Source organism: Gemmata obscuriglobus, from assembly GCF_008065095.1.
In the GTDB taxonomy this organism is placed as follows: domain Bacteria; phylum Planctomycetota; class Planctomycetia; order Gemmatales; family Gemmataceae; genus Gemmata; species Gemmata obscuriglobus.
Genome location: NZ_CP042911.1, coordinates 7,421,248 through 7,444,234, shown reverse-complemented (window position 1 = coordinate 7,444,234; position 22,987 = coordinate 7,421,248). Strand labels below are relative to the sequence as shown.

The following is a 22,987-nucleotide window of genomic DNA, read 5'->3' as shown; positions in this document are numbered from 1 at the left end:
GTCCCGGCCGCTGCGATACGCTCGGACGCCGTTAAATGGGCCGTACTTCCAACCAAAACGCAGAGGCTCACCCTCGCGGCTGGCACAGCCGCGGATACCTCCCGCATTTTGACGGCGGCGCAGCATTACCTCAGACGGTCACGTTCCGCCTTGCCGATTCCGTGCCCGCGAGTGTCGTCACCGGGTGGCGGGATGAGCTCACTGAGCATCCCGAACCGGAGCATGAACGGGAGCTTCGAAAGCGGTTAGATAAGTACCTCGACACCGGGTACGGCGCGCGCCACTTACTCGACACGCGCATCGCGCGCCTTGTGGAAGGGGCGCTGTGGTACTTCGACGGCGTGCGATATCTGCTCCACGCCTGGGTCGTCATGCCGAACCATGTCCACGCGCTGTTCACCCCGCTGGACGGCTGGAGCCTTTCGCGCGTCGTAGCGTCGTGGAAGTCGTTCACGGCAAAGGAAGCCAATAAGGTTCTCGGACGAACCGGCCGGTTTTGGCACAAAGACTATTTCGACCGGTACGTGCGTAACGCAGAGCATTTTGCGCTGGCCGCGGATTACATCGAATGCAACCCGGTTAAGGCCGGGTTGTGCCGCGCCCCGGGTGACTGGCCGTTCGGGAGCGCGCGGTTCCATTCCATCGCTGGTGCGGCCGGGACGGCCGCGGTCCCAGGGAGAAACCCATGAACCGGCGTGACTTCCTCTTCCACTCGGGCGGCGGGCTGGGCGGCGTCGCGCTCGCGGCGCTGCTCGGCGCGGACCGCGCCCGCGCCGACGGCGGCTTGCACCACAAGCCCAAAGCCAAACGCGTGGTGCAACTGTTCATGGCCGGCGGCGCCAGCCACATCGACCTGTTCGACTTCAAACCCGAACTCGTGAAGCGCCACGGGCAGGAGGCGAACTTCGGCGAACAGGTCGAGGCGTTCCAGAACGGCCTGGGGCCGTGGCTCAAACCCGTGTGGGACTTCAAACCTTACGGGAAATGCGGGAAGCGACTCGGCGAGGTCGTCGCGCCGCTCGGCGGCGTGATCGACGAGCTGGCGTTCGTTCACAACATGGTCGGCAAGACCGGCGTCCACAGCCAGGGCACGCTGCTCCAGGCCACCGGGTTCAACCGCCCGGGGTTCCCGGGAATGGGGTGCTGGGTCAGCTACGGGCTCGGCACCCTGAACGCGAACCTGCCCACGTTCGTCGTGCTCCCGGACCACCGCGGGCTGGCCTCCAACGGCACCAAGAACTGGGACAGCGCGTTCCTGCCCGCCCAGCACCAGGGCACCGCGATCTACCCGGGCACCAAAACGCCTATTGAGGACCTCTTCCCGGACGAGCGGGCCACGTTCGTCACGCCCGAAAGCGATCAGGCCGGCGGCGCGCTGCTGGCGCGGCTCAACCGCGCGCACCTTGCGACCCGAGTGGGCGACGAGCGACTGGAGGCGCGCATCAAGAGCTACGAGCTCGCCGCGAAAATGCAGCTCGCCGCGCCCGACGCGCTCGACCTCTCAAAAGAGACGAAAGAAACCCTCAAGCTGTACGGGCTCGATCACGGGAAAGGGACGTTCGACAAGGACATTAACCCGGTCGAAGAGACCGACTACTTCGGCCGCAAGTGCCTCGTCGCACGCCGGCTGTTGGAGCGCGGCGTGCGGTTCGTGCAGATTTGGAGCGGGAACGATAACGGGTTCCCGCGGCGCAACTGGGACTCGCACGAGGACGTGAAACGCGACCACGGCCCGCTCGCGTACGGGATGGCCCGCGGCGCCGCCGCCCTCATCGCCGATCTGAAGCGGACCGGGCTGCTCGACGACACCATCGTCCTCTGGACGACCGAGTTCGGGCGGATGCCGTCGTCGCAGGGCGGCAAGGGCCGCGACCACAACCCGTACTGCTTCACCAACTGGCTCTGCGGCGGCGGGATCAAGGGCGGTACCACGCACGGCCCGAGCGACGACTTCGGGTACAAGCCCGCAGACCGCAAGAGCCCGACCGAGGTGTACGACATCCACGCCACGGTCCTGCACCTGCTCGGCATCGATCACACCAAACTGACCGTGCGGCACAACGGCATCGACCGCCGGCTCACCGACGTTCACGGCCACGTGATTAACGAGCTGATCGCGTAAAAGAGTGAGGTGCCTTTCGGCCGCCGCGCTCGATCGTCGAACCATGAGGGCGAATCCGGGCGTCCCGATCCTGAGCGTGTCCTACATTTGACCGGCCGCGCGGATTGGGTCACGCGGCTCAGAGGATTACGGCCGTGACAGATCACCTCGGCTCCGTCCCGCCCGGCACGCGGCACGGTTTTTGGGATCAGTTCCGGCGCACGTTCGGGCCGGCGCTGGTCGGCCTCCTCGCCGCCCCCGCAACGGCGGCCGTCGCGTGCACCTCGTTCGCGGTGCTGCTGGTTAACGTGTCGAACACGTACACCCAGTTTCCGGGGCTCGAAGCGCCCGCGCTCGCTGTTCCCGTCGCACCGCCCACCGCGGTGCTCTGGGCGCTCGCGGCGCTCGGGGCGGTGGCACTCGTCGGTATCGGCCTGATTGTGGCCCGGGTCGCGCGCCCGGCGAACCACTGGGAAGGCGTGTCGGCCGGGTTGAGTGCCGCACTGACCGCCACCCTGGCGGCTTACGCGGCCGGAATCGGCTGGACGGCAACGCTGGCGATGGTCGTCGTACCGGCGATCGCGGACCTGACCGCGATCGGCAACGCGACCCGAACGCCGGCGGACGGGCGCGGGGTTCCGTCGGACGCTCTGGTCGAGCGGTATGAGGATCTGCGGACCGTGCCCGCCGATACGCGCGGCGGCGTGTTCTTCGCAAAAGTCGTTGCGGATCAGGTACTCGGCAGCGCGTCAGCCCCGGCCCTCGGCCTTGGGATTTCCCTGGCGACGGCGGGAGTCACGGTGTTCTGCGGCACCGTGGCGGGCGGGTGGATGCTGAGACGCGGCGAGTCGTTCCGGGCAACCGCGATACCGTACATCGAGTTAACCGGCGCGCCCGCACTTGCCCTCGGGCGGTTGGTTTCCGGCGTCGTCGGGTTGGGGCCGCCGCCGACACTGATCGGGGCGGTGTGCCTGGTGATCGCGACCGGTTTTGTGGTGCGCGGGGCGATCGCGCGGTGGGAATGGCCGTTTCGGGTTTCCGCTGCCGCCGTTTGGGTTCTCGTGCTGTGTGGCGTGGGACTCGATCACGGACCGGCTCATGCGTTCGATGCGATAATGTGCTTGGTATACACGGGCGCCGGAACCGTCCTGACCCGGCGCTGGCGCGCGACCGCTCTCCTTGGCGCCGCTCAAGCTTGATGCCCCTTCCCACCTGAACGCACCTCGCGTCGGGCCGTGTTTCGCGGGCTCAACGCGCGGTGCTTCACTTCTCGCGAGCGGGAGCAACCGCCGCCGCATCAATCACCTTGAGGCGTTGCACGGCTCAAGGCACGGCCTCACTGACGCGCCGTCGGTGCGCACTCCAACGGCAGTAGCCCCTCCCACCATTGCACGCGCCTCACTTTCGGAAGATTCACAGGGCAAAGCCGGTGGTCCGTTTCGTAGGTCTGATCCTGTGAACCCGTCGAAGCCCTTTGTTCAGGAGCGGTTATGCGCATCACCCGAATCGCGGCGTGGCAGGTCGATCTGCCGTTGCACGAGGGCAGCTACAAATGGTCCGGCGGTAAGTCGGTCACCGTGTTCGACAGCACCGTCGTCGCGGTGGAGACCGACACCGGCGTGGTGGGTTACGGCGAAGTGTGCCCGCTCGGCCCGGCGTACCTGCCAGCCTACGCCAACGGCGTGCGCGCCGGGCTGAAAGAGATCGCCCCCGCGCTCATCGGCCAGGACCCGACCCAGCTCGGGAAGCTCAACCGCCTCATGGACGCGGCCCTCAAGGGGCACCCGTATGTGAAATCGGCCGTCGATGTCGCGTGCTGGGACGTGCTCGGTAAAGTGAGCGGCCTGCCGGTGTGCACGCTGCTCGGCGGGCGGTACGGCGAGGACTTTCACCTCTACCGCGCGATCTCGCAAGAGGCGCCCGACGCGATGGCCGCCAACGTCGCGGGCTACCGCGCCGAAGGATACCGCCGGTTCCAACTGAAGGTCGGCGGCGACCCGGACACCGACATCGAGCGCATTAAGGCCGTGGCGGCGGTGCTGAAACCGGGCGACCGGCTGGTCGCGGACGCCAACACCGGCTGGATCCAGCACGAAGCGATTCGCATCTCAAAAGCGGTGCGCGACCTCGACGTGTACATCGAGCAGCCGTGCCTCACCTACGACGAGTGCCGGGCCGTGCGGCGGCAGATCACGCAGCCGTTCGTGCTGGACGAGAACATCGACGGCATCGACGTGCTGATGCGGGCGCACGCGGACGGCGCGATGGACGTCGTGAACCTGAAAATCAGCAAACTCGGCGGGCTAACGAAGACCAAACAACTCCGCGACCTGTGCGTCTCGCTCGGCATCGGGATGACGCTCGAAGACAGTTGGGGCGGGGACATCGTTACGGCCGCGATCTCGCACCTGGCGCACAGCACGCCGACCGAGTTCCTGTTCAGCTCGACGGACTTCAACAGCTACGTCACGCGGTCGATCGCCGACGGCGCCCCGCAGCGCGTCAACGGCCGGCTCGCGGCCTCGACCGAACCGGGGTTGGGCGTCCGGCCCAAGCTGCGTGAGTTCGGCGCGCCGGCGGTGGACGTGAGCTGACATCGGACCGCGCCAATTGGTATGACGGGCAGTGAAAACGGCCGGGCGCAGAACCGCCCGGCCTAAATACCGGCCCAATATCCAACGACCAGCACGGCTCCCCCTCCGAGCACACTCCCGAGTATGGACCCGGTAAGCAAGGCGCCACACCCGGCCGAGAACTCCTCTTCGGGCACGATCACGGCACCTTCGCACTCGCGCTGGCGAACGGTACGGAGGTAGAGAAACCACGCGCCCCCCGTACCCAGCGCTCCTCCAACGGTGGCCCCCAACATAACGAGGAAGAGCACCATGAAAGCGATCCCGACGATCGGCATGAATACACCTCGTCGATGATTGTGATAATTAATGTTCTCGCATTTCCGTTCGGCCAACAGCTACCGAATGTTGTGCGCCGGGTCCACGCCCTGGAAGGACCGCAGCGCCGCCATCCCGGACCCGAGCGCCATCAGCATGGTGACCGCCGCGGAGCCGAGCAGGATGTAGGGGTGCAGCCGCACCGCCGTTCCCAGCGCGTTCGCCCCTTCGGCCAGCGCGAGGGTGATCGGGGCGGCGAGCGCCAGCCCGAACAGCCCGACCCAGAACGATTGCACCAGCACCGAGAACTTCAGCCGCCACTTCGGGATGCCCATCGCGCGCAGCGTCGCGAACTCGCGCTGGCTGGCGGCGGTCGCGGCGAACAGCGTCTGGCTCGTCACGACGGCGCCCACCAGCAGCCCGAGCAGCGCGGTGAACCCGATCGCCACCCCGGCCTTCGTGGTCGTGAGCCAGTGCAGCCGGGACCGGGCAGAGAACTCGTCGGACGTGAACGCGCTCAGTTGCGGGTAGCCGTTCATGCGCCGCGCCGCCGCCCCGGCGTCGCCCGGGTTCTTGCACCGCGCGACGAGGTACGTCACCTGATCCGGCTGGTAGCCCAGCAGCACCCGGGCGGTTTCGAGCGAGCAAAACAGGTACGGCCCGCCGAGGCTCCGGCACCCGGAGACGAGCCCCGCTACCCGCACCCGCCGGCCGACGACCTCCGCGGTGTCCCCGACCCCACGGACCCCGAGCCGGTCGAGTTCGGACTCGTCCACCGCCACCGCCATCGGCTCGGCCAGGGCGGCGAGCAGTTCGGGGCTGTTGCGCACCACGTCCGGCGCGGCGAGCGACTGCGGGTCCAGCCGCGCGCCGACGACGTTGCACACTTGCGTTGTGGTCTGGGCCGGGTTCGCGCCTTGTCGGGTCCACGGCGCGAACCCGATGACCGCGCCTTCCGCCCGGTCCACTTCGGGCTGGGCCGCCAGCCGGGACACCCACCGCTCCGGGATGGGCCGCCCGAAATCGACGCTCCGGACGGACGGGAAGGCGACCCACACGTCGGCCGGCGCGCGGTCCACCGGCATCGACAGCACCGACAGCAGCCCGAGCACCAGCCCCGACTGCACCGCGACCAGCACCGCGCTGAACGCCACGGCGAGGATCGCGGGCAGGAACCGCTGCCGCTCGTACCAGATGGTAGAAAGTGCGTAGCCCAAAACGCGCGCCTCACACCGGATACGGTCGAAGGGTAACCGCATTCTGTAGCCGGCCTCTGTGAGGCCGGTGCGATACCACCTGTGTCGCACCGGCCTCACAGAGGCCGGCTACAGAATACGGCGTGAATACTCTTCAACCGCATCGGCCTCACACCCAGAACCGCATCCGCGCCTTCAGGTCGGCGGGGAGCTTGTTGTCGAGCAGCTTCCGCACCTCGTTCGGGTGGTAGCGGGTGCTGAAGTGCCCCGCGATGATCAGCTCGTTCTTGAACCGCTGGGCGCGCTCCACGAAGTCGTCCAGGTGCATGTGCCCGAACTTGTGGATCTTGTCACGCCGGTGGGCCGCCCGTACGAAGCTCATCTCGGTGATCAGGATCTTCGCGTCGAAGCACGCCGGGCACGCGTCCAGGCCCGCCGGGGCGGTGTCGCCGGTGTAGGCCACGATCGGGATGCGCACCTCGCGCGTGATCGCCGTCCCCGCGAGCTTCAGCTCCTTGATCTTGTCGCCGGGCAGCCCGATGTACTCGTCCTTGAGCTTGTTGCGGCGCTCCCACACCACGAACCCGCGGCTCGGGATCGTGTGGACCGTGTTGAACACCGTCACCACGTGCTCGCGCGTCAGCTCGATCTCGTCGCCGGCGGTCAGCCCCTTCAGGTGCGCCAACTGGCGCCCGCGGTCCAGGCGGTGCATGACAGCCATCAGCTTCTTGACGTCTTCGAGCCCCTCGGCCGGCACGTACACCGTCGGCGGGTCCATTTTCATCATGCGGCGCCGCGCGACGTACACCGGCAGCGCCGCGACGTGGTCCAGGTGGGTGTGCGACACGAACCAGTTCGGCGTGCCCATGAAGTCCCACGGCTGCGCGCCCAGGTCGAACCCGATCTTCAGTTCGGGGATGCGCCAGTAGCTCTGCACCGCCGCGCGCGACCACCCCTCGATCGTGAGCCCCGCGTGGGTGATCGTGTGGTACGGGGCGTTGTCTACCGGCCGATCGGGCAGCATGTCTGGTCCTTTAGCGAATCTGGCGGAATCGACGCTTCCCATCTTACTACCGACATCATGAGTGCGGGCGCGGTTCGTGGAGAGCCGATAACGGTGGGGCCATGTCGTCAACGGCGGGGGTGGGCGGATCGGGGCCGCTTGTGCGGGCTGGGCGGGCCGTGCCGCACGGTATACGGGCGTTGCCACTTGTGCGGCGCCGGGCGGTGCAAGTTCGTGCCGCCGGGCCGTTAAACTGGTGGAGCGGAACCGCGGTTGACCAGTCCGCCCGAATTCGCCATAAGCCCTGCCGGGTTGGAATACGCAGAGGGTCAGATGGTTCACACGAACTTTCGACGGCTGCTCGCGCTCGGGGCGCTCGCGTTCGCGGCGGGCGGGTCCGGGTGCTCGACCATGAACAACACGGAGCGGGGCGCCGCGATCGGCGGCACCGGCGGCGCGGCAGTCGGAGCCGGGATCGGCGCGCTGACCGGGCGACCGGTGGCCGGCGCGCTGATCGGCGGCGGGCTCGGGGCCGCGGGCGGCGCGCTCGTGGGTAACGATGTTGACAAGCGCGAGCAGCGGGACCGCGAGGTGGCCCAGGCCGCGGCGCTCGCGGACGCCCGGGCCGCCGGCCAGCGGGTCGGGGTGTTCGACGTGATCCGCATGGCCCAGGAGGGCCAGGACGATCAGGTCATCATCAACCAGATCCGCTCCACGGGCAGCACCTTCTTGCTCGAACCGTCGGACCTGAGCGAGCTGAAACGGAACGGGGTGTCGGCGCGGGTGATCACGGAAATGCAGGCGACCCGTCCGGCGGCCCGACCAACGCGGGTGGTGGTCCGCGAGCCCGGCCCGGTGATCTACGAATCGCCCCCGCCGGTGGTGGTGGTACGCCCCAGGCCGGTGTACGTCGGTCCGCCGCCGCCCTACCGTTACGGATACGGATACGGATACCGGCACTGGTGATCCGTTCGGGTTGCTTGCGGTAATGCAGCCGTCCCGGCCGCCGCTCTGCCGGTGAAGTCGCGTCGCGCGTTTTGCGCGGCGGCGCTCACCCACAGGGCGGCGGCCGGGACGGCCGCGTTACCGGCGAACACTTCTCCCGCGCTCTCCCACCGCAGTCCGCGCACTAAAACTGGTGTACCTCCCCAACCGCCCGCACCGCCCCTCGGAGTTGCTGCCACAATGACGCTACGCATGCGATTACTGGTTTGCGCGTTCCTGATCGGCGCGACCGCAACGGGTTCCGTTTCCGCCGACTGGCCGGGGTTCCGCGGCCCGAACCGGGACGGCGTGTCGCCCGAAACCGGTCTCCTCAAGACGTGGCCCGAAGGCGGGCCGAAGGTGCTCTGGACCGCGAAGAACCTCGGCCTCGGCTGGGGCACCCCGTCGGTCGCCGACGGCGTCATTTACGGGGTCGGCACCCGCGACGACAAGGACGGCGTTTGGGCCGTCAAGGAGTCCGACGGCTCGGAGCTGTGGTTCTCCCCGTTCGCCGCGCCTGCTGAGGATCTGCTGACCCAAACCAACGGCCCGGCCAGCACACCCACCGTTCATAAGGGTAAGGTGTACACCGTCAGCGCGAACGGCACCGTGTCGTGCCTGAACGCGAAGGACGGTAAGTCGGTGTGGACGAAGAACTACCAGAAGGACTTCGGCGGCGCCCCGGGCGGGAAGGCCGGTGTGGCGTGGGGGTACAGCGACTCGGTGCTGGCCGACGGCGACAAGATCATCTGCATCCCGGGCGCCAAGGGCGCCGCGGTCGCCGCCCTCAACGCCGACACCGGCGCCACCATCTGGAAGACCGACGCGGGCGAGATCGGGAACCCGAAGGTCAAAGGGTTCCCGGGTCAAGGCTATTCGTCGCCGGTTAAGGCGACCATCGGTGGGGTGCCGCAGTACATCGCCCTCCTGGGAAGTGGGTCCGGTGTCGTCGGTGTTAGCCCGGATAGCGGCAAGGTGCTGTGGCAGTACAAGGGCGTCGGCGCGACCGGCGGCGTGGCCCAGATCCCGATCCCGGTCGTGAGGGGCGACCTCGTGTGGGTGTCGTGCAGCTACGGTGAAACGACCTGCGGCGCGGCGCTGCTCCAGATCGTGCCGAAGGGCGGCGGGTTCGAGGTGAAGCCGTTGAAGGTACACAACAAGAAACAGCTGAACAACCACCACGGCGGGATGGTGCTGGCCGGCGATTACATCTACTTCGGGCACGACCAGAACGGCGGCTACCCGGTGTGCGTCGAGTTCAAGACGGGCGAGATCAAGTGGGGGCCGGAAAAGCCCCCGGCCGGCGGGCAACGGTCGGCCGCGGTCCTCTACGCCGACGGCCGCCTGTACTTCCGGTACGAGAACGGCGTGCTGGTACTCATCGAGCCGTCGCCGGATGAACTGAAGGTGGTGTCAGCATTCAAGCTGCCGACGGCCGACCAAAAGTCGTACCCGCAGAGCTGGCCGCACCCGGTCATCGTGAACGGAAAGCTGCTGATCCGCGACCAGACGGTGATGTACTGCTACGACGTGAAGGCGAAGTGACTGCACCTGAGAACGTTTCATACCAAATCCGGTTGAAGAGTAATCGCTCGGCAGAGTGTAGGTTGCACCCGCCTGCTGACGCAGGCGGTTCGACCGCAGTTTGTCGAACCGCCTGCGTCAGCAGGCGGGTGGCGCTCTCAACCACCGTTACTCTTCAACCGGATTTGGTTTCACTGGGACCGCGGCCGGAACGGTCGCGGTCGCTTCGTGGGCGGTAGGCCGCCTGCGTCGCACGGCCGGAGGTGTCACCCACTCGGCCAACGACGACGCGCGGTTGGCGAGTTCGGGGGCGGTCGCCGTGTTTCGTGCCCGCAGGCGGCCGGCCCGGTGGTACTTCCCGCGGGCGCTGGGGGCGGTAGAGTAACACCGGTTTAGGCCCACGCTCCCGGCACGACGCACATGCAGCCGCACTTTCCCGCACCATACGAACACGACCACCCGCCCGTTCGGAACACGAACGAGGTCGCCACTTCGAGCCTGACCTTCGGCGCGTGGGCCGCCGACCGCGTCGCGGCGCTCGTCGGGTCGTGGTGGTTCATCGGGGTCCAGTCGCTTGTTTTGGCGGTGTGGGCGGGCCTGAACGTGGCGGCCTGGGTGGAGCACTGGGACCCGTACCCGTTCATCCTGATGAACCTGTTCCTCTCGATGCAGGCCGCGTACACCGCGCCGATGATCATGATGAGCCAGAACCGGGTCGCGGTGCTCGACCGCATCCGCGCCCAGAACGATTACGAGATCAACCTGAAGGCCGAGGAAGAGATCCGCGTGGTGCTGGAGCACCTCGAAGCACAGAACACCGTACTGCGACAGCTCCAGCAAGAGTTGCGCGAGTTGAAGGCGCAACTTGGAAAGCCGCCCGGCTGAGCGGGCGCTCAGCCCCGGCTTCACGGACCAAATCAAACCGTTCGTTGTATCGCTAGGGCGGATGTTTTGTGATAGATTGGGATGGAATATATATATATATTGTAATGGAGTTATATTGGGTGTTTTATCGTAAATGAGGCGAACCTGCACGTCGCCTCGTGATCCGTCGAAGTTGGTCACGGTCTCGGCAAATGCCTCATTCACGATCCGGCTGGAGGTATCTGTTTCTTGTGACACAGACATTCATGTTTGTGTTGCTTCTGGGGCTTGCATAGACAGGAATGTCTGTGCCACAACGGCATCAGCCCAAAACGGACACCAGTAACCGGGTCGTGAATTAGACCATTCGTGCGCCTTGCGCTTCACCTGGAACCTGAAACGACTGGGCTCGCTGTCCCCGGCAGAGGTGACCGCGCCGCGTCACTCCTCCGTCGGCCGCGGGCGGTTGCCCCAGTTCGCCGGCGGCGGCCCGCTCACGACCACCCCCTTCTCGTGCCAGCCCATGTGCGCCTGCACGTCGCCGGTCGTGTAGCGGAGCGTCAGCCCGCAGCGGCGGCGGTCGCTCGTGTTCACCTCGGACCCGTGTAGCAGCAGGTCGGAGTGCAGCGACGCTTGGCCCGCCTTGAGTTCGACGTACACCGGGGCGCCGTACCGTTCCACCTCGGGCACGGTCTGGTTCAGGATGTTGCTCTCGTCGGTCTCGCTGAGCTTGTACGTCAGGTGCCCCAGCACTTGCGTGCCCGGGATGTACTTCATGCTGGCGTTGCCGCGGTCGGCGTCGTCGATCGCGAGCCACACCGTGACCGCCTTGCTGGGTGTGAGCGGCCAGTAGCTGGCGTCCTGGTGCCAGCTCACCGTTTTCCCGTCCTTCGGCATCTTGCAGAAGAAGTGCGAGCCCCACGCGACCACACTCGGACCGAGCAGGTCGGACACGACCGCGACGATCTTCGGGTTCGTGAGCACGTCCCACACCCGCCCGTGACGCAGGTGCGCGGAACTGATGGAGTAGCTGTCTTTCCCTTCCGCCACGTACTTTTGCAGCAGGTCATCGAAGTAGCGGCGCAGCCCGTCCGCTTCAGAGGCGGTGAAGATGTCGAGCGGTTTGATGTAGCCGTGCTGGTTGTAGTGCTCGACTTGTGCGCGGGTCAGTACCTTCGGGTCGGTGGTGCCACTCGGGTGGAACGAGAGGTCGCGCGGGATCTGCTGGAGGTCGTCCTGTCCCGGGATCGTTTGGAACGTGTTCGGGGCGTTCATGGCGGGGCTCTGTGGGGAGGGAAGGGCATTTTACACGCCCGCAGCCGCACCGTCACATACGGCTTGCTGAGGTGAGCCGGTACGCACCAAATCCGTCGCTGTAAGTTCGCATGGTGCTGAGGGAATTGGTTGCGGGATCAGGACACCGCAATGGACCACCCGCCGGTTCACACGGGCGGGTAGGGCTTACGCACTATGCGTGGAGAGTCCTTGGAGCACTTGAGCCATGTACTGGTCGTCCCATCCGGCCCGGAGCCGTCGGGTGTGGATACTCCCCTTCTTCCCGGCGCGCTTGAGCAGGGACACGGCCACCCGCCGGATCATCCCCAGGTTGGCACCCGCGTGCCCGACTCGCGTCCGGCTCTCGTCCTCCCGGAACGCCACGTCCAGAACCCAGTGCATCGACTCGATGTGCCAGTGCCCGCGGATGTACCCGGCCAGCTCGGCCGCGCCGACCCGCAGGCTGCTCAGGTAGTAGTGGGCGGTGCTCTCGTTCGCCTTCCCCTTCACCTGCCGGTCCCGGCACACCAACGCGACCGAGCCGACACCCGCCCAACCGGCCGGCAGCCCGTCTGGGTCGTGCACCACCGTCACATTCCGCTCCTCGTGCCGGCCGTGCGCGTCGGTCACCGACGTGTGCCCGTCGCACCCGGCGAATTCTGCTTCGCCGGCCCGGTCGAACACCCCGGCGATGGCGTCCCGCAGGGTCGGTTGGTTCCCCTTCACGCACACCACGTACTCCCCGCCCCGCGCCCGGATCACCTCCAGCGTCTCGGTCTGGCACCCGGCGGCGTCCAGCGTCACCACCGCCCCCGTCAGGTCCAGGGTGGCGAGCACGTCCCGGAACGTGGTGATCTCGTGCCCGCCCTCGGGCACCGACCGCTGGCCGAGGATCAGGTTGCTCCCGATGTCCCACACCTCGACCAGGTGCAGGCACCCGGAGAACGTCGGCTTGGCGGACCGGCGGGCGCTCTTCCCGTCCACCGCGACGTGGGTCGGACCGTCGATGTCGGGTCGGGTCAGCCCGGTCGCCTCGCACACCTCGGCCGTCCATCGGGCGAACCGGTCGGCGAAGGCGTCGGGGTCGAGCTTGGTGAACACCCGGTAGAAGGTGTCGTGGCTCGGGACGCCGTTCTTGAGCTCGAGGAACCGGCGGAAGAAGGCTTCCTTAGAACGGCCGTACTCGGCGATGTCCTCCCATCCCTCGGCCCCGGCGATCACCGCACAGGTGGCGATGGTCAGGATGTCCGTCAGCGTGTGGATCTTGTTCGCCGTCTCGGTTCGCGGGTCCGGCAGGTCCGCAAAGACGCTGGTCAGGGGCAAAGCCATCGGTGTCCTCCTGACCCCGCGATACGCACAAACCCTTACACGGCCACCACTTCATAGTGCGTGAGCCCTACACGGGCGGGTGGCACGCACAGTCAACAGACTTGAAGCGACGGGGCACGCGAGGGCATCACTTCCGCAACATCTTCGCGCACGCGTCCTTGGCGGCCGCGCTCACTTGCTGGTCCGGGTCGCCGCACGCCGTTTGGATGTGGCCCAGGAACTGCTGGTCGAAGTACCCGAGTTTGCACAGGTGGGCGATGCACGCCGCCCGCACCTCGCCGCACGGGTCCGCCTGGGCGGCCTTGAACAGTACCGCCTTCACCCCGTCCGTCGAGCCGTGCCTGCCCTCGGCCAAACCCTTCGCGGCCGTCAGCCGCGCCGACGGGGCCGCCATCGATTGAAGGGCGATCACGAACGGCTCCACGTCGCGGTCGAACGCCACTTGTGCCGGGACGTACCCCGCCGGCACCACGACCTGGAGCGGCTTCGTTGACGACGTCCCGCCGGGCGGAATCGGGATCGGCGGCAGCCCGCTCCCGCCGGCCGGAGGGGCCGGCAGCGGCAGTGGGATCGACGGCGGCGCGGTCGTTGCCGGCGCCGCCGGGAGCGGGGCGGGGATCGACGGTGTTGACACCGCCGGTGCGGGTGCCGGGATGCTCGGTGCCGTCGTCGCCGGTGGTGGCGTTACAGGCCTCGTCGGCATCACGCGCGGCGGCTCGGCCGTGGTGCTCCCGCCGGTCAGTCCTCCCGCGGGGGTTGGGATCACGGCCGGCGGTGTTGCGCTCGTCGGCTTGGCGCCTGCCGGCGCCGTCATGGCGGGCGCGTTTGCCCCCGGCGCCTTCTTCGGACCGAAGACGCGGGTGAACAGCCCGGGCTTCTTCGCCGGTTCGTTCGGTTCCGGGGACTTGTCCCGGTCGCCGAACACGCGACCCAGAATCGGTCGCTTGTCTTTCTCTTTTTCCTTGTCCTTCTCTTTGTCTTTCGCGGCATCGGGCATCGCTGCCGCGAGCGGCGGGGTCAGCGGGTCATTGGTCCGCGGCTTCGCCTTCGGCGGCTCGACGGGCTTGGCCGGCTCCGGCGCACCGGTTCCCTTCGCGGGGGCCGCGTCCGGTTGGTCCACGAGCGTGATCGTCTCCCCGGACTTGGTGTCCTTGAGTTCGGAGTGGTAGGAGCCGTCCGCCTGCTTCTCGCACTTGACCACCTTAAACTGGCGCTCGCCCTTGCCGTCGATGTCGAGCGAGATAGTCGCGCCGACCTTCTGGGGCGGCGCGTCCGCACCGACCGCCGCGAGCGACACGGTCATGGTGGCGCCGACCGCCGCGGCCCACGCCCACCGCTTGCTGAACCAACGGGTCATGTCATTGCCTCCTTGCAGCGTGCCCGTGTCGCCGTCCGTGGCGCTGCGGGCGTCCGTGCGTAGCGAATGAATCGTCCGGCCCGGATGCGCCGGTTGACCCCGGGTCGCGGAAGATAGGGGAATTGCGGCGGAATGTGGGCAAGATGTACGCGACGTGCGGGCCGGACGGGTGCCGCGATTCGGCGTGCGTTCGCGTGCGGGGGCCGACGTGTCGGTTCAATTGTTGTGTGGAGGAAGATCCGGGGCCGCAACCCGGCGGCCGCTCTTCTTATGAGAAAGAAATGCGAATGCTTCGTCCGGGCACGCGCGAGCTGTGGCGAACAATATAAAAAGGACCACTCGCGATCGCAAACGCTCACGCGGTTCGCACGCCCGCGGTGCAGGAACCCGCGGGATCTTCGTTCCAGGCGCGGACCAGGGGCGGTACGATGAGCCCGCTGAACACGCTCCCGGTGAGATGCCGATGACCAACGTTCCGCCGGTCGACCCACTCGCGCTGCTCCGCCCGAAGCGGAAGATCACCGGCATTTCGGCGATCCTGCTCCCGTTCACGAGTTCCGGTGACATCGACTGGCCGGCGTTCGCGGCGCACTGCGTGCGCACCGCCGAGGCCGGGCTGACGCCGGCCGTGAACATGGACACCGGGTTCGTCAACCTGCTAACGCCCGACCAGAAAATTGCGGTGCTGGACGCCACTCGTTCCGCTCTCGGCGGAAAAAACTTTGTGGCGGGCACATTTATTTCTGACGCACCGGGGGATGCGTTCGATTTATCTGGGTATCAGCGCGCGGCCGCAGAGGTTGTGGCGCGCGGCGGCACGCCGGTCATCTTCCAGAGCCACGGGCTCACCGCGCTGCCCGGGCCGGAACTGGTCGCGGCGTACGAGGCGCTGGGTGCGGGGTGCGACTCGTTCATCGCGTTCGAATTGGGCACGATGTTCGCGCCGTTCGGGCGGATATACGACCTTGATGTGTATCGGGGACTCATGGGCGTGCGCCGCTGCGTCGGGGCGAAACACTCGTCCCTGAACCGCGAGGCGGAATGGCAGCGGCTCGTGTTGCGCGACGCGGTGCGGCCGGGGTTCAAAGTGTTCACCGGCAACGACCTGGCCGTCGACATGGTCGCGTACGGCAGCGACTACCTGCTCGGGCTCAGCACCTTCGCCCCCGACCTGTTCGCGCTCCGGGACTCGTACTGGCTTACCGGGGACATCCGGTTCTACGAGCTGAACGACGTGCTCCAGTACCTCGGGTTTCTCGCCTTCCGCGGCCCGGTCCCGGCGTACAAGCACTCGGCCGCCATGTTTCTGAAGTTGCGCGGGTGGATCGGGTGCGACGCGACCCACCCGCGCAGCCCGACCCGACCGGATTCGGACCGTGAGCTGCTCCGCGGGATCGCGGGGCAGCTCGGACTTTGATCGGCCCGGCCGCTGCTCCCCGGCCGCGCGGTCGTAATTGGCCCACAAGAGGAGGACGCCCGAGATGGCCCTCAACGATTGCACCCCGCTCCCGACGACCCTGCTCCCACGCCCGCGCGTTCTGGTTGTGGACGACGAGCCCAGCATCCGGATGATCGCGCGGGTGATGCTGGAGCGCGCCGGCTTCCTGGTTGATGCGGTCGGGGACGCGGCCGACGCGGTCCGGCGGGTGGGCCTCGCGGACCGCCCTTTCTCTGTGGCGCTGCTGGACGTCTCGCTCCCGGACCGCAGCGGGGTCGAGCTGATGTCCGAGTTGCGCGCCCTGGCGCCGCACGTCAAGTTCGTGCTGATGAGCGGCCGGCCGGAAGAGGACTTACCGCGCCACGGGGCCGACGGGTATCTGGCCAAGCCGTTCCTGCGCGACCAGTTGGTCGCGGCGGTCCGTGCGGCGATGGTGTACGCCCCGCGGTGAGCCGCATTGAGCACGTCCAAGTTGGGACACTCGCCGCACGGCCGTTCGGACTTTTGCTGCGCCGGGCTCCCGACCCCGCGTTTGGAGCTTGAGACGCCTGGAACGTCGTCGCTCACGTCAGGCGTGCCGGAGTGAGTGCCAGGTGCGCACGGCCCAGTCGCGGTCGGCCTCGCTCTCGACGTACACGTTGCACACCGCCAGTTCGCCGGACGCACCGGTCACGCCGCTCAGCCGCCACAGCCGTCGGCCGTCCTCCTCCACCACCCCGAACACCGCCTCGCCGCGCAGCCCGTCGCGGTCGAGCGGGGCGAGCGCCTCCCCTTCGGGTAAACTCTTGCGGCCCACCTCGGCGGTTTCGGCCGCGGTCGGCTGGGCGCCGTCCTTCTTGGTGAACCGGAGCGCCTGGAACCACACCGTCCGTGTGCCGTCCCATGCGGTCCAGGTGCGGTCGTCGTTCCGCTCGCGGAGCAACTCGCCGGGCACCTCCACCGACCACCCGCCGTCGAGCTGCACGCGGACCGGGTAGCGCCGGTACCCGATCCGCTCTTTCGCGGGCGCCGGGAGCGGGCCGAGGTGCTTCCACAGTTCGATGCTCAGCCCGGCGTCGTCGGGCGTGACGCAGTACCCGTCCTCGTCGCCGCGGATCGCGGTAAGCAGTTCGAGCCACTCCGCCCAGGGCAGCTCCGCCCCGGGATCGAGTTTGAACGCGCTGGCGAGGTCGTTGGCGATCTGGTCCGCCAGTTCGCCCTCTTCTTCCGACAGCGGCGGACGCCACGGGAAGTCGCACCAGAGGCGCACCAGCGCGCGGTCCCGGTAGAACGCCGGGTCGAGGTCCGGCGCCCACCACGGGAAGAACTCGCGCCCGCGCGCCGGGTCGGCGGCGACCTGGTCGCGCCACGCCCGCGACCGCGGCCCCAGCGGCGTGAGCACCTCGCCCGGGTGACTGTACCCGTGGTTCGGGGGCAGCCCGGGGCTCGTGGCGCCGGCGGCGCACGCGTCGGCGAGCCAGCGGAGGAACGCCTGCTCGCACCGCCCGCGGTCGCGGGACTGGAAGTAGTTTGTGGGGTCGGTGCAGTCGTCGAGGGGCAGCGCGAAGCGGAACTCGGTCGCCAGCCGGCGCAGCAGCCCGCACAGGTGGATGTGATACCCCGGCCCGGCGGGCGTCGTGATCGCGGTCACGCGGACCTTCCCGCTGGCCCCGAGCCGGATCTCGGCCGCGGGCGCCGCCGGGTGCAGGAGCACCAGCAGAACCGGCCGGTCTTCGCCGTCGCGGACCACGCGGGCGTCGAGCACCACGTCCCCGACCCCCTCGAACCAGACCGCGGCGCGGCTGAGCCAGTCCCGGACCGCGTCGCGCGCGAGCCGCTCGGGCGGGTTCAGGTGGCCGGTGAGGGACAGAACGATCGGCATGCGGGGCGGCCCGCTCCATCGTGAGGGCGAGTGGATTCCTTCGTGCTGCCAGTGTACGACCATGAGCGGCAAGGAGAAGGGACGGTGTGCCGTGTGATCGATCGAACGGCCCGGCATTTGCGCCCGTCGGTGCGCGGTGCCGTCCGCGGCGTGCCGGCACCGCGCCGCTCGCCACGGACGGCAACCGGGCCGGGCGGCCAAGTGAATAAAAAACGCCGCCGGAACTTCCGGCGGCGCTCGCTGGCGGTCAAGACCGCAAGGTTATGGCTGCTTTTTCGGCCCGAACGGGTTGTTCTCGTCGCCCATCCCGCCACCACCGATCCTCCGGGACTCGACCATCTTCAGCCAGTCGGTCCATTTCGAGGCAATGTCGGTGCGGTTCTCGTCGTTCTCGTCCGCCCGGCTGCTGCGCACCAGCAGTTCGCCATTCGGGCGCACAATCAACATCTCCGTAGACGCGTCCTCGTCGACCGCCCGGGTCCTGTTCATCAGGTTGCCCTTGTCGTCGAACCCGATGGTGAACCGGCTCTTCACCCGGCCGCCTTCGAAGTCCACCAGGATCGACTTGGTAGAGAAGTCCACCAGCCAGCCCTTCGGCTGCGGCGCCTCCTTGCCCTTCGCCGGAATGATCTTCTCGGGCACCTCGCGGAGCACGTACTGGGGCGGTTGCGATTCGGACGACCACAGCGGCAGCTTCACGAACTGCTTGCGGCCGATGTACTCGCACCGGCCCACCGGCATTTCGGCCATCACCCACGCGCCCACCGGCTCGCGTTTGCCGCCGGACTCGGTGCGCACCTGTTCCATCCAGGAGGCCATTTGCACGACCGCTTGGTGGTCCTGCAACTGGAGCCGCTTCAGCAGCTCTTTCTGGCCGGCGTACTCGGTTTCGGTGTTCTCGCGGTACGCCTTCGTGTCGTACGCGTACAGGAACGATTCGGGCGGCACCGTGATCGGCCGGTCGAGCTGCTTCCATTTGCTGTACAGCACCTGCACCTTGGCGGACGCCGGGTCGGCGACCAGCTTGTCCTGCTGGTAGTTCGGGTTCTGCATCTTGAGCCGGACGCGGTACTGGTAGGTGCGCCCGGGTTGCACGTCACAGTCCACGAACCGGAGCAGGAAGTTCTCGACCTCGACCGGCGGGGGGCCGCCGGCGCCGAAGCCGAACCCGCCGGGGCCGCCGGGCCCGCCCGGGCCGCTGGAACCGCCCGGCAGCGGCGGCGCTCCCGGCGAACCGCCCGGACCCGGACGAATGCCCATCGGCCCGCCCGGCATCGCCCCCGGGGAGCCGCCCGGCATGCTCACCCCGCCGAACGAGTCGCCGCCGTTGCCGAACAGGCCGGCAGTGTTCGTCGACCCGCCGTAGAGGCCGATCCTCGAGGTCTGGCCTTGCAACTGCTTCGCCAGCTCTGACGCCGTCACCTTGGGCTTGGCGGCGTCCTCCAGCTTCTTGATGTTGTCGGTGATCGACTTGAGCCGGATCTCGGGGTACTTCACTTTCAGGTCCGGGGCCAGGAGCGGCATCGGCATCGACAGCATCATCTCGGGCTTCAGGAAATACGGGAGGAAGCCCTCGTCGTAGTGGTGCCCGACGGCCCGGGTGTGGATCTTCTCGATGTACTTCTCTTCGAACTTGTAGTTGAAGTCGGACCGGTTGTCCTTGGGCACCACCTCGCCCCACTCCTGAATGACTCGCACCTGCCCGTCGCTCATGACCTGCGTTTCGCGGCGCTGGATGTCGAACCCGTCGTACCACACAAAGCGCCGGGCCTCGGCTTCGGCGGCGTCGAGTTCGGCCTGGTTCCGGAACCCGCCCTTGCCGTCCGGGATCGGCACCGGGGACGACAGGCGCAACGCCCGCCGCGCCTCCTCCAGTTGCTGCTTGTAGGGCACCGCCGCGTGGATGGTGACCAGCCGCACCGGGATCACGGTCAGCGCCGGGTTCCGGCCGGCCGCGAGTTCCTTGTCGATGTCCGCCAGCGGCACGTAGGTGAGCACCCGACCTTCATCGTTGCGTCGGCCGTTGTTGTCGAACATGCCGCCGGGCATGCCGAACGGCGACCCGGGCATCGGGCCTTCACCGCCCGCCCCCGGCGGTCCGCCGCGCCCCGGACCACCCAGCCCGGGCGATCCGCCGGGGCCGACCTGTCCGGGAAACCCGCCCGGTCCGCCGGGGCCGAACTGCCCGGGCGAACCGCCGGGGCCGAACTGCCCCCCCGGCTGCGGTTGCTGCGGCTGCTTGGTCACCTTCTTGCCTTGTATTCCCTTGTTTTTGAGAACGTCCCCCACCTGCTTGATTTTGGCCGCGTCCAGCGGGTTCTTGACCTTGGTGGCGAGCACCGCGATCAGCGGCTCGTTGTCGTTGTTGTAGATGATGTCGTACCCGGGCATCGCGGACCGGGTAAGGTCCACCTGGTACTCCCCCACGGTGAGCACGAACGGGTTTTCCCGCTTCGTGTTCGGCTGCGCCGTCGGGTCGAACAGCGGCACCTGGATCGGGAAGTCGCTGATCTTCGCCGGCTTGTTGATCGGCGGCTTGACGATGAACGGGAGCGGCTGGATCTCTTCCAGGTCCTTGGGCGAAGCCGAATCGTTCTGGATCTTCTGCGTGAGGTTGTTGGCACTTTGGGCGAGCTTACTGGCGATCTCGGTGGGGTCCTTGGCGCTGCTCCACTTGGTCACACCCCAGATGAGCAGCACGACCAGGCAAAAGCCGGCCACTCCCATCACCAGGTACTCGCCCTTTTTGAGCAAGAAGTCCTTCGGGTCGAATTTGATCTTCGCTTTCGCCACGGTTGGTCCCTCGTGTGGGCCGGTGTTCGCGCCCGGGTCGCCGGTTGATTAACGGGGGGCGCCCGGGGAATGTTGGAGCCGGTTGGGGTCGATTGTGATTCGCGGGCTCCCGCGCCGGGCGCGGGAGGCGTGGCGTCACCGACGGACGCGGCGGCGCATCTTGGGGGCGTTGGGCGCCGGCGTATTCGGCGCGGGGGTGTTTGGCGCGGGCGTGTTCGGCACCGGCGGCATCGGCGCGGGTGTGTTCGGTGCCGACGTATTCGGCGCGGCGGTCGCGTCCGGCGCGGGGGCCTTGGGAGCTTCGTACAGTGAGACGACCCCGTACACGCTCAACTCGACGAGCCCCGAGGTGATCTGCGATTCGCTCATCACCGAAGAACCGCCCCCACCGGGGTAGCCTGACGAGCCACCCGGGGGGCCACCGAAAGGCCCTCCGGGCATGCTACCCGGACCTCCTGGCAGGCTACCCGGCCCCGGAAAGCCGCCGGGACCCATCGGGCTGGGCAACCCGGTTCCACCGGCCCCGAGCGGACGCCCCGGCCCCGGGCCGATGCCCCCGCCCCCCCGCCCGAACTCCTCGCCGAACGACGCCGGACCGCCGCTCCCGTAGTCAATGTTGCCGCCCCCGCCGGAACCCGGGGTGATCCCCAGCCCTTCCAGGCTGCCGCGGAACCGCGTCCAGTTCACCTGGGTGATCTGGAACCGCAGCGGGGAGTTCGACAAGGCCAAGAGTACGTCCTGGATGTACGCCTGGTCGATCACCACCACCACCGCGACCGGCATCCGGCGCACCTGCTGGGTCACGGCCAGATACCGCTTCTTGTTCCCGTCGGCGATCGCGGCCAGCGGCCCGCCACCGATCGCCCGGGCGGCACCGGCGGCCCCACCGGCTCCACCCGGGCCGCTCATCCCTCCGTCGATCGCGCCCGGCATGCCGCGCCCCGGCCCGCCCGGCATCGCGGGGCCGCCCGGCATCGCGGGGCCGCCCGGCATCGCGGCCCCGCCAGGACCCATCGACCCGGAACCGCCCGGAGCGTTCGGGTCGACCGCGTTCGGGTCCTTGGTGAACGCCTCGGAGAACAGGCCGCCGTTGGCGGTGGAGAGCGGCATCAGCAGTCCGGTGGTGGCGATCGGTTCGACGTTGCGAGCGTCGACCGCGGCCTGGTTGCCGATCACCAGCCAGTCGATCCGCTTGAGGGGCACGGTGCGCACGTCATAGATCTGTTCGACGCGCACGATTTCGGCCCGATCGAGAGTGATCTCGGGGGGCAGGATGTTAAGGTCCTTGTCTTGCCCCGTCCCGACAACCTTCACGTTGGCCGGCACCGTCTGCGCCCCCCCGTCTTTGGGGACGGTTTTCACGGCCCCCCGCCCGGGCAGGAAGTCGCCGCCGATCTTGAACACCACCGGCTGGGCGCTGGGGTTGCTGGACAGCCACACGTTCAGGGCCATGCCGTTGCCGCCGTCCGGTGACTTGCCGAACAACTGGAGCCGTTCCGATATGTTGGTGAGGCTGCCGACGAGGCGCAACTGCCCGTTGGTGTCCCCGGGCACGATGTCCAGTTCCACCTCCCAGATGCGGTTGCGGAACTTCCGGGCCTTGGTCTGGTTCGCCGCGCCTTTGCCCCCGTCGTTGGTTTTTACCGGCTCGAACTTCCCCATCTCGGTGTTCACGGAGCGTAGCCCGGCCAGGAGGGACCGCTGCACCCACATGTCTTCAAGGATCAGCCACGCCTGGTCCTTCGTGATGAACACCTGGCCGAAGTCGTTGACGTGCCGCAGCACGCTCTGCCAGCCGCCGTTGAACTGGGTCGGGGCCATCAGGTCGGCCATCCCGGTGCCCGGCGAGACCGTGCCGTCGGGCCGGACGCTCGCCGACGAGTACTCGTGCAGGTAGGTCTCGGCCTTCTGGAACTCGCCGTGGAGCGCGGTCAGGTCCGGGAGGTTGCTGCCGAACGGGAGCTGGCGGTCTTCCAACTGCTTGAACCGTTCGGAGCGGCCGGGCCAACTGAACAGGGCCTTCTGCTGCTCCCAGTTCTCTTTGTGCAGGTCGCCCTGCTTCCGCTCCACCAGTGCGGAGATCTTGTCGAGCTCGCTGATGAGCTTGACCGGCTTGACGTTCTGTTTCTTGCCGATGTCGCTCTCGGCGTCGGTGATGTCCTTCTGGCGGGCATCGATCCGGCTGCCCACCTTGGCGTCCACCACGAGCACACCGATGAGCGTGACGAGCGGGACCACGCCGCAGAGGATCCAGAAGTGGTGCTTCTTGACCGGACTTTCGCTTTTCATGCCTGCGAACCTCACTAGGCGGTGTTCGGCAACGGGCGGCCGCAGAGCGGCGGGTGTTTTGTGGCTCGATAATGGGCGCGGG

General features: G+C 67.9%; 17 protein-coding genes. 9 read left to right on the top strand and 8 right to left on the bottom strand.

The features are described 5' to 3' along the window. The first annotated feature begins 35 nt into the window (after positions 1-35). The 4 genes from GobsT_RS30640 to GobsT_RS30625 all read left to right on the top strand — a co-directional run bounded on the left by GobsT_RS30640 (position 36) and on the right by GobsT_RS30625 (position 4,695). Entirely contained in the window at positions 36-689 is a 654-nt protein-coding gene (locus GobsT_RS30640; protein WP_029601233.1) for an REP-associated tyrosine transposase, read from the top strand. After that, positions 686-2,122: a DUF1501 domain-containing protein gene (locus GobsT_RS30635; protein ID WP_010048336.1), complete on the top strand. Its 1,437-nt coding sequence runs from the start codon at positions 686-688 to the stop codon at positions 2,120-2,122. The genes GobsT_RS30640 and GobsT_RS30635 overlap by 4 nt, the downstream gene beginning before the upstream one ends. A gap of 134 nt (positions 2,123-2,256) precedes the next feature. Then, positions 2,257-3,300 (top strand): hypothetical protein, encoded by a 1,044-nt coding sequence (locus GobsT_RS30630; RefSeq protein ID WP_010048338.1) that lies wholly within the window; start codon positions 2,257-2,259, stop codon positions 3,298-3,300. 291 nt (positions 3,301-3,591) lie between these two features. Further along, positions 3,592-4,695 carry a cis-3-hydroxy-L-proline dehydratase gene (locus GobsT_RS30625; RefSeq protein WP_010048340.1) on the top strand — a complete coding sequence of 368 codons (1,104 nt, stop codon included), beginning with the start codon at positions 3,592-3,594 and terminating at the stop codon, positions 4,693-4,695. A 377-nt stretch (positions 4,696-5,072) separates the two neighbouring features. On the opposite strand, the gene GobsT_RS30620 is transcribed toward GobsT_RS30625, so the two are convergent. Both GobsT_RS30620 and GobsT_RS30615 read right to left on the bottom strand, forming a co-directional pair. Continuing rightward, the gene (locus tag GobsT_RS30620) at positions 5,073-6,209 is read right to left on the bottom strand and encodes an ABC transporter permease (RefSeq protein ID WP_029601234.1); all 1,137 of its coding nucleotides are present in this window, start codon (positions 6,207-6,209) and stop codon (positions 5,073-5,075) included. A gap of 148 nt (positions 6,210-6,357) precedes the next feature. After that, entirely contained in the window at positions 6,358-7,212 is an 855-nt protein-coding gene (locus GobsT_RS30615; RefSeq protein WP_010042919.1) for an MBL fold metallo-hydrolase, read from the bottom strand. Between the two features lie 312 nt (positions 7,213-7,524). Between GobsT_RS30615 and GobsT_RS30610 the strand changes: the two genes are divergently transcribed. The 3 genes from GobsT_RS30610 (at position 7,525) to GobsT_RS30600 (ending at position 10,584) form a co-directional block, all read left to right on the top strand. Beyond that, positions 7,525-8,157: a glycine zipper domain-containing protein gene (locus GobsT_RS30610; protein WP_010042921.1), complete on the top strand. Its 633-nt coding sequence runs from the start codon at positions 7,525-7,527 to the stop codon at positions 8,155-8,157. A 231-nt stretch (positions 8,158-8,388) separates the two neighbouring features. Then, positions 8,389-9,720, top strand: coding sequence for an outer membrane protein assembly factor BamB family protein (locus tag GobsT_RS30605; protein ID WP_109570758.1), 1,332 nt, complete (start codon positions 8,389-8,391; stop codon positions 9,718-9,720). A 399-nt stretch (positions 9,721-10,119) separates the two neighbouring features. Next, on the top strand, positions 10,120-10,584 hold the full coding sequence (locus GobsT_RS30600; protein WP_010042926.1) for a DUF1003 domain-containing protein: 465 nt from the start codon (positions 10,120-10,122) through the stop codon (positions 10,582-10,584). Positions 10,585-11,004: 420 nt separating this feature from the next. Here GobsT_RS30600 and GobsT_RS30595 read toward each other — a convergent pair whose 3' ends face one another. The 3 genes from GobsT_RS30595 to GobsT_RS30585 form a co-directional block, all read right to left on the bottom strand. Further along, positions 11,005-11,838, bottom strand: coding sequence for a phytanoyl-CoA dioxygenase family protein (locus GobsT_RS30595; protein ID WP_010042928.1), 834 nt, complete (start codon positions 11,836-11,838; stop codon positions 11,005-11,007). Between the two features lie 186 nt (positions 11,839-12,024). Next, a complete protein-coding gene (locus GobsT_RS30590; RefSeq protein ID WP_010037677.1) occupies positions 12,025-13,167 on the bottom strand; it encodes an ISAs1 family transposase in 1,143 nt (380 codons plus the stop codon). Positions 13,168-13,294: 127 nt separating this feature from the next. Continuing rightward, on the bottom strand, positions 13,295-14,524 hold the full coding sequence (locus tag GobsT_RS30585; protein WP_010042930.1) for a hypothetical protein: 1,230 nt from the start codon (positions 14,522-14,524) through the stop codon (positions 13,295-13,297). Between the two features lie 463 nt (positions 14,525-14,987). On the opposite strand from GobsT_RS30585, the gene GobsT_RS30580 reads away from it, so the two are divergent. Together GobsT_RS30580 and GobsT_RS30575 are read left to right on the top strand one after the other, a co-directional pair. Beyond that, positions 14,988-15,941: a dihydrodipicolinate synthase family protein gene (locus tag GobsT_RS30580; protein WP_010042933.1), complete on the top strand. Its 954-nt coding sequence runs from the start codon at positions 14,988-14,990 to the stop codon at positions 15,939-15,941. A 64-nt stretch (positions 15,942-16,005) separates the two neighbouring features. Continuing rightward, entirely contained in the window at positions 16,006-16,413 is a 408-nt protein-coding gene (locus GobsT_RS30575) for a response regulator (protein WP_010042934.1), read from the top strand. Between the two features lie 117 nt (positions 16,414-16,530). Here the strand turns inward: GobsT_RS30575 and GobsT_RS30570 are convergent, their stop codons facing one another. From GobsT_RS30570 to GobsT_RS39075, 3 genes are all read right to left on the bottom strand, one after another. Further along, positions 16,531-17,823: a hypothetical protein gene (locus tag GobsT_RS30570; RefSeq protein ID WP_010042936.1), complete on the bottom strand. Its 1,293-nt coding sequence runs from the start codon at positions 17,821-17,823 to the stop codon at positions 16,531-16,533. A gap of 261 nt (positions 17,824-18,084) precedes the next feature. Further along, positions 18,085-20,616 carry a hypothetical protein gene (locus tag GobsT_RS39080; protein ID WP_210418836.1) on the bottom strand — a complete coding sequence of 844 codons (2,532 nt, stop codon included), beginning with the start codon at positions 20,614-20,616 and terminating at the stop codon, positions 18,085-18,087. Between the two features lie 135 nt (positions 20,617-20,751). Further along, positions 20,752-22,905: a hypothetical protein gene (locus GobsT_RS39075; RefSeq protein ID WP_010042942.1), complete on the bottom strand. Its 2,154-nt coding sequence runs from the start codon at positions 22,903-22,905 to the stop codon at positions 20,752-20,754. Between the last annotated feature and the right edge of the window lie 82 nt (positions 22,906-22,987).

What these genes read in the sequence shown, in the direction of transcription:
- GobsT_RS30640 (WP_029601233.1), top strand. Translation starts at nt 36, where the DNA reads ATGGGCCGTACTTCCAACCAAAACGCAGAGGCTCACCCTCGCGGCTGG.
- GobsT_RS30635 (WP_010048336.1), top strand. Translation starts at nt 686, where the DNA reads ATGAACCGGCGTGACTTCCTCTTCCACTCGGGCGGCGGGCTGGGCGGC.
- GobsT_RS30625 (WP_010048340.1), top strand. Translation starts at nt 3,592, where the DNA reads ATGCGCATCACCCGAATCGCGGCGTGGCAGGTCGATCTGCCGTTGCAC.
- GobsT_RS30615 (WP_010042919.1), bottom strand. Translation starts at nt 7,212, where the DNA reads ATGCTGCCCGATCGGCCGGTAGACAACGCCCCGTACCACACGATCACC.
- GobsT_RS30610 (WP_010042921.1), top strand. Translation starts at nt 7,525, where the DNA reads ATGGTTCACACGAACTTTCGACGGCTGCTCGCGCTCGGGGCGCTCGCG.
- GobsT_RS30605 (WP_109570758.1), top strand. Translation starts at nt 8,389, where the DNA reads ATGCGATTACTGGTTTGCGCGTTCCTGATCGGCGCGACCGCAACGGGT.
- GobsT_RS30600 (WP_010042926.1), top strand. Translation starts at nt 10,120, where the DNA reads ATGCAGCCGCACTTTCCCGCACCATACGAACACGACCACCCGCCCGTT.
- GobsT_RS30595 (WP_010042928.1), bottom strand. Translation starts at nt 11,838, where the DNA reads ATGAACGCCCCGAACACGTTCCAAACGATCCCGGGACAGGACGACCTC.
- GobsT_RS30590 (WP_010037677.1), bottom strand. Translation starts at nt 13,167, where the DNA reads ATGGCTTTGCCCCTGACCAGCGTCTTTGCGGACCTGCCGGACCCGCGA.
- GobsT_RS30585 (WP_010042930.1), bottom strand. Translation starts at nt 14,524, where the DNA reads ATGACCCGTTGGTTCAGCAAGCGGTGGGCGTGGGCCGCGGCGGTCGGC.
- GobsT_RS30580 (WP_010042933.1), top strand. Translation starts at nt 14,988, where the DNA reads ATGACCAACGTTCCGCCGGTCGACCCACTCGCGCTGCTCCGCCCGAAG.
- GobsT_RS30575 (WP_010042934.1), top strand. Translation starts at nt 16,006, where the DNA reads ATGGCCCTCAACGATTGCACCCCGCTCCCGACGACCCTGCTCCCACGC.
- GobsT_RS30570 (WP_010042936.1), bottom strand. Translation starts at nt 17,823, where the DNA reads ATGCCGATCGTTCTGTCCCTCACCGGCCACCTGAACCCGCCCGAGCGG.
- GobsT_RS39075 (WP_010042942.1), bottom strand. Translation starts at nt 22,905, where the DNA reads ATGAAAAGCGAAAGTCCGGTCAAGAAGCACCACTTCTGGATCCTCTGC.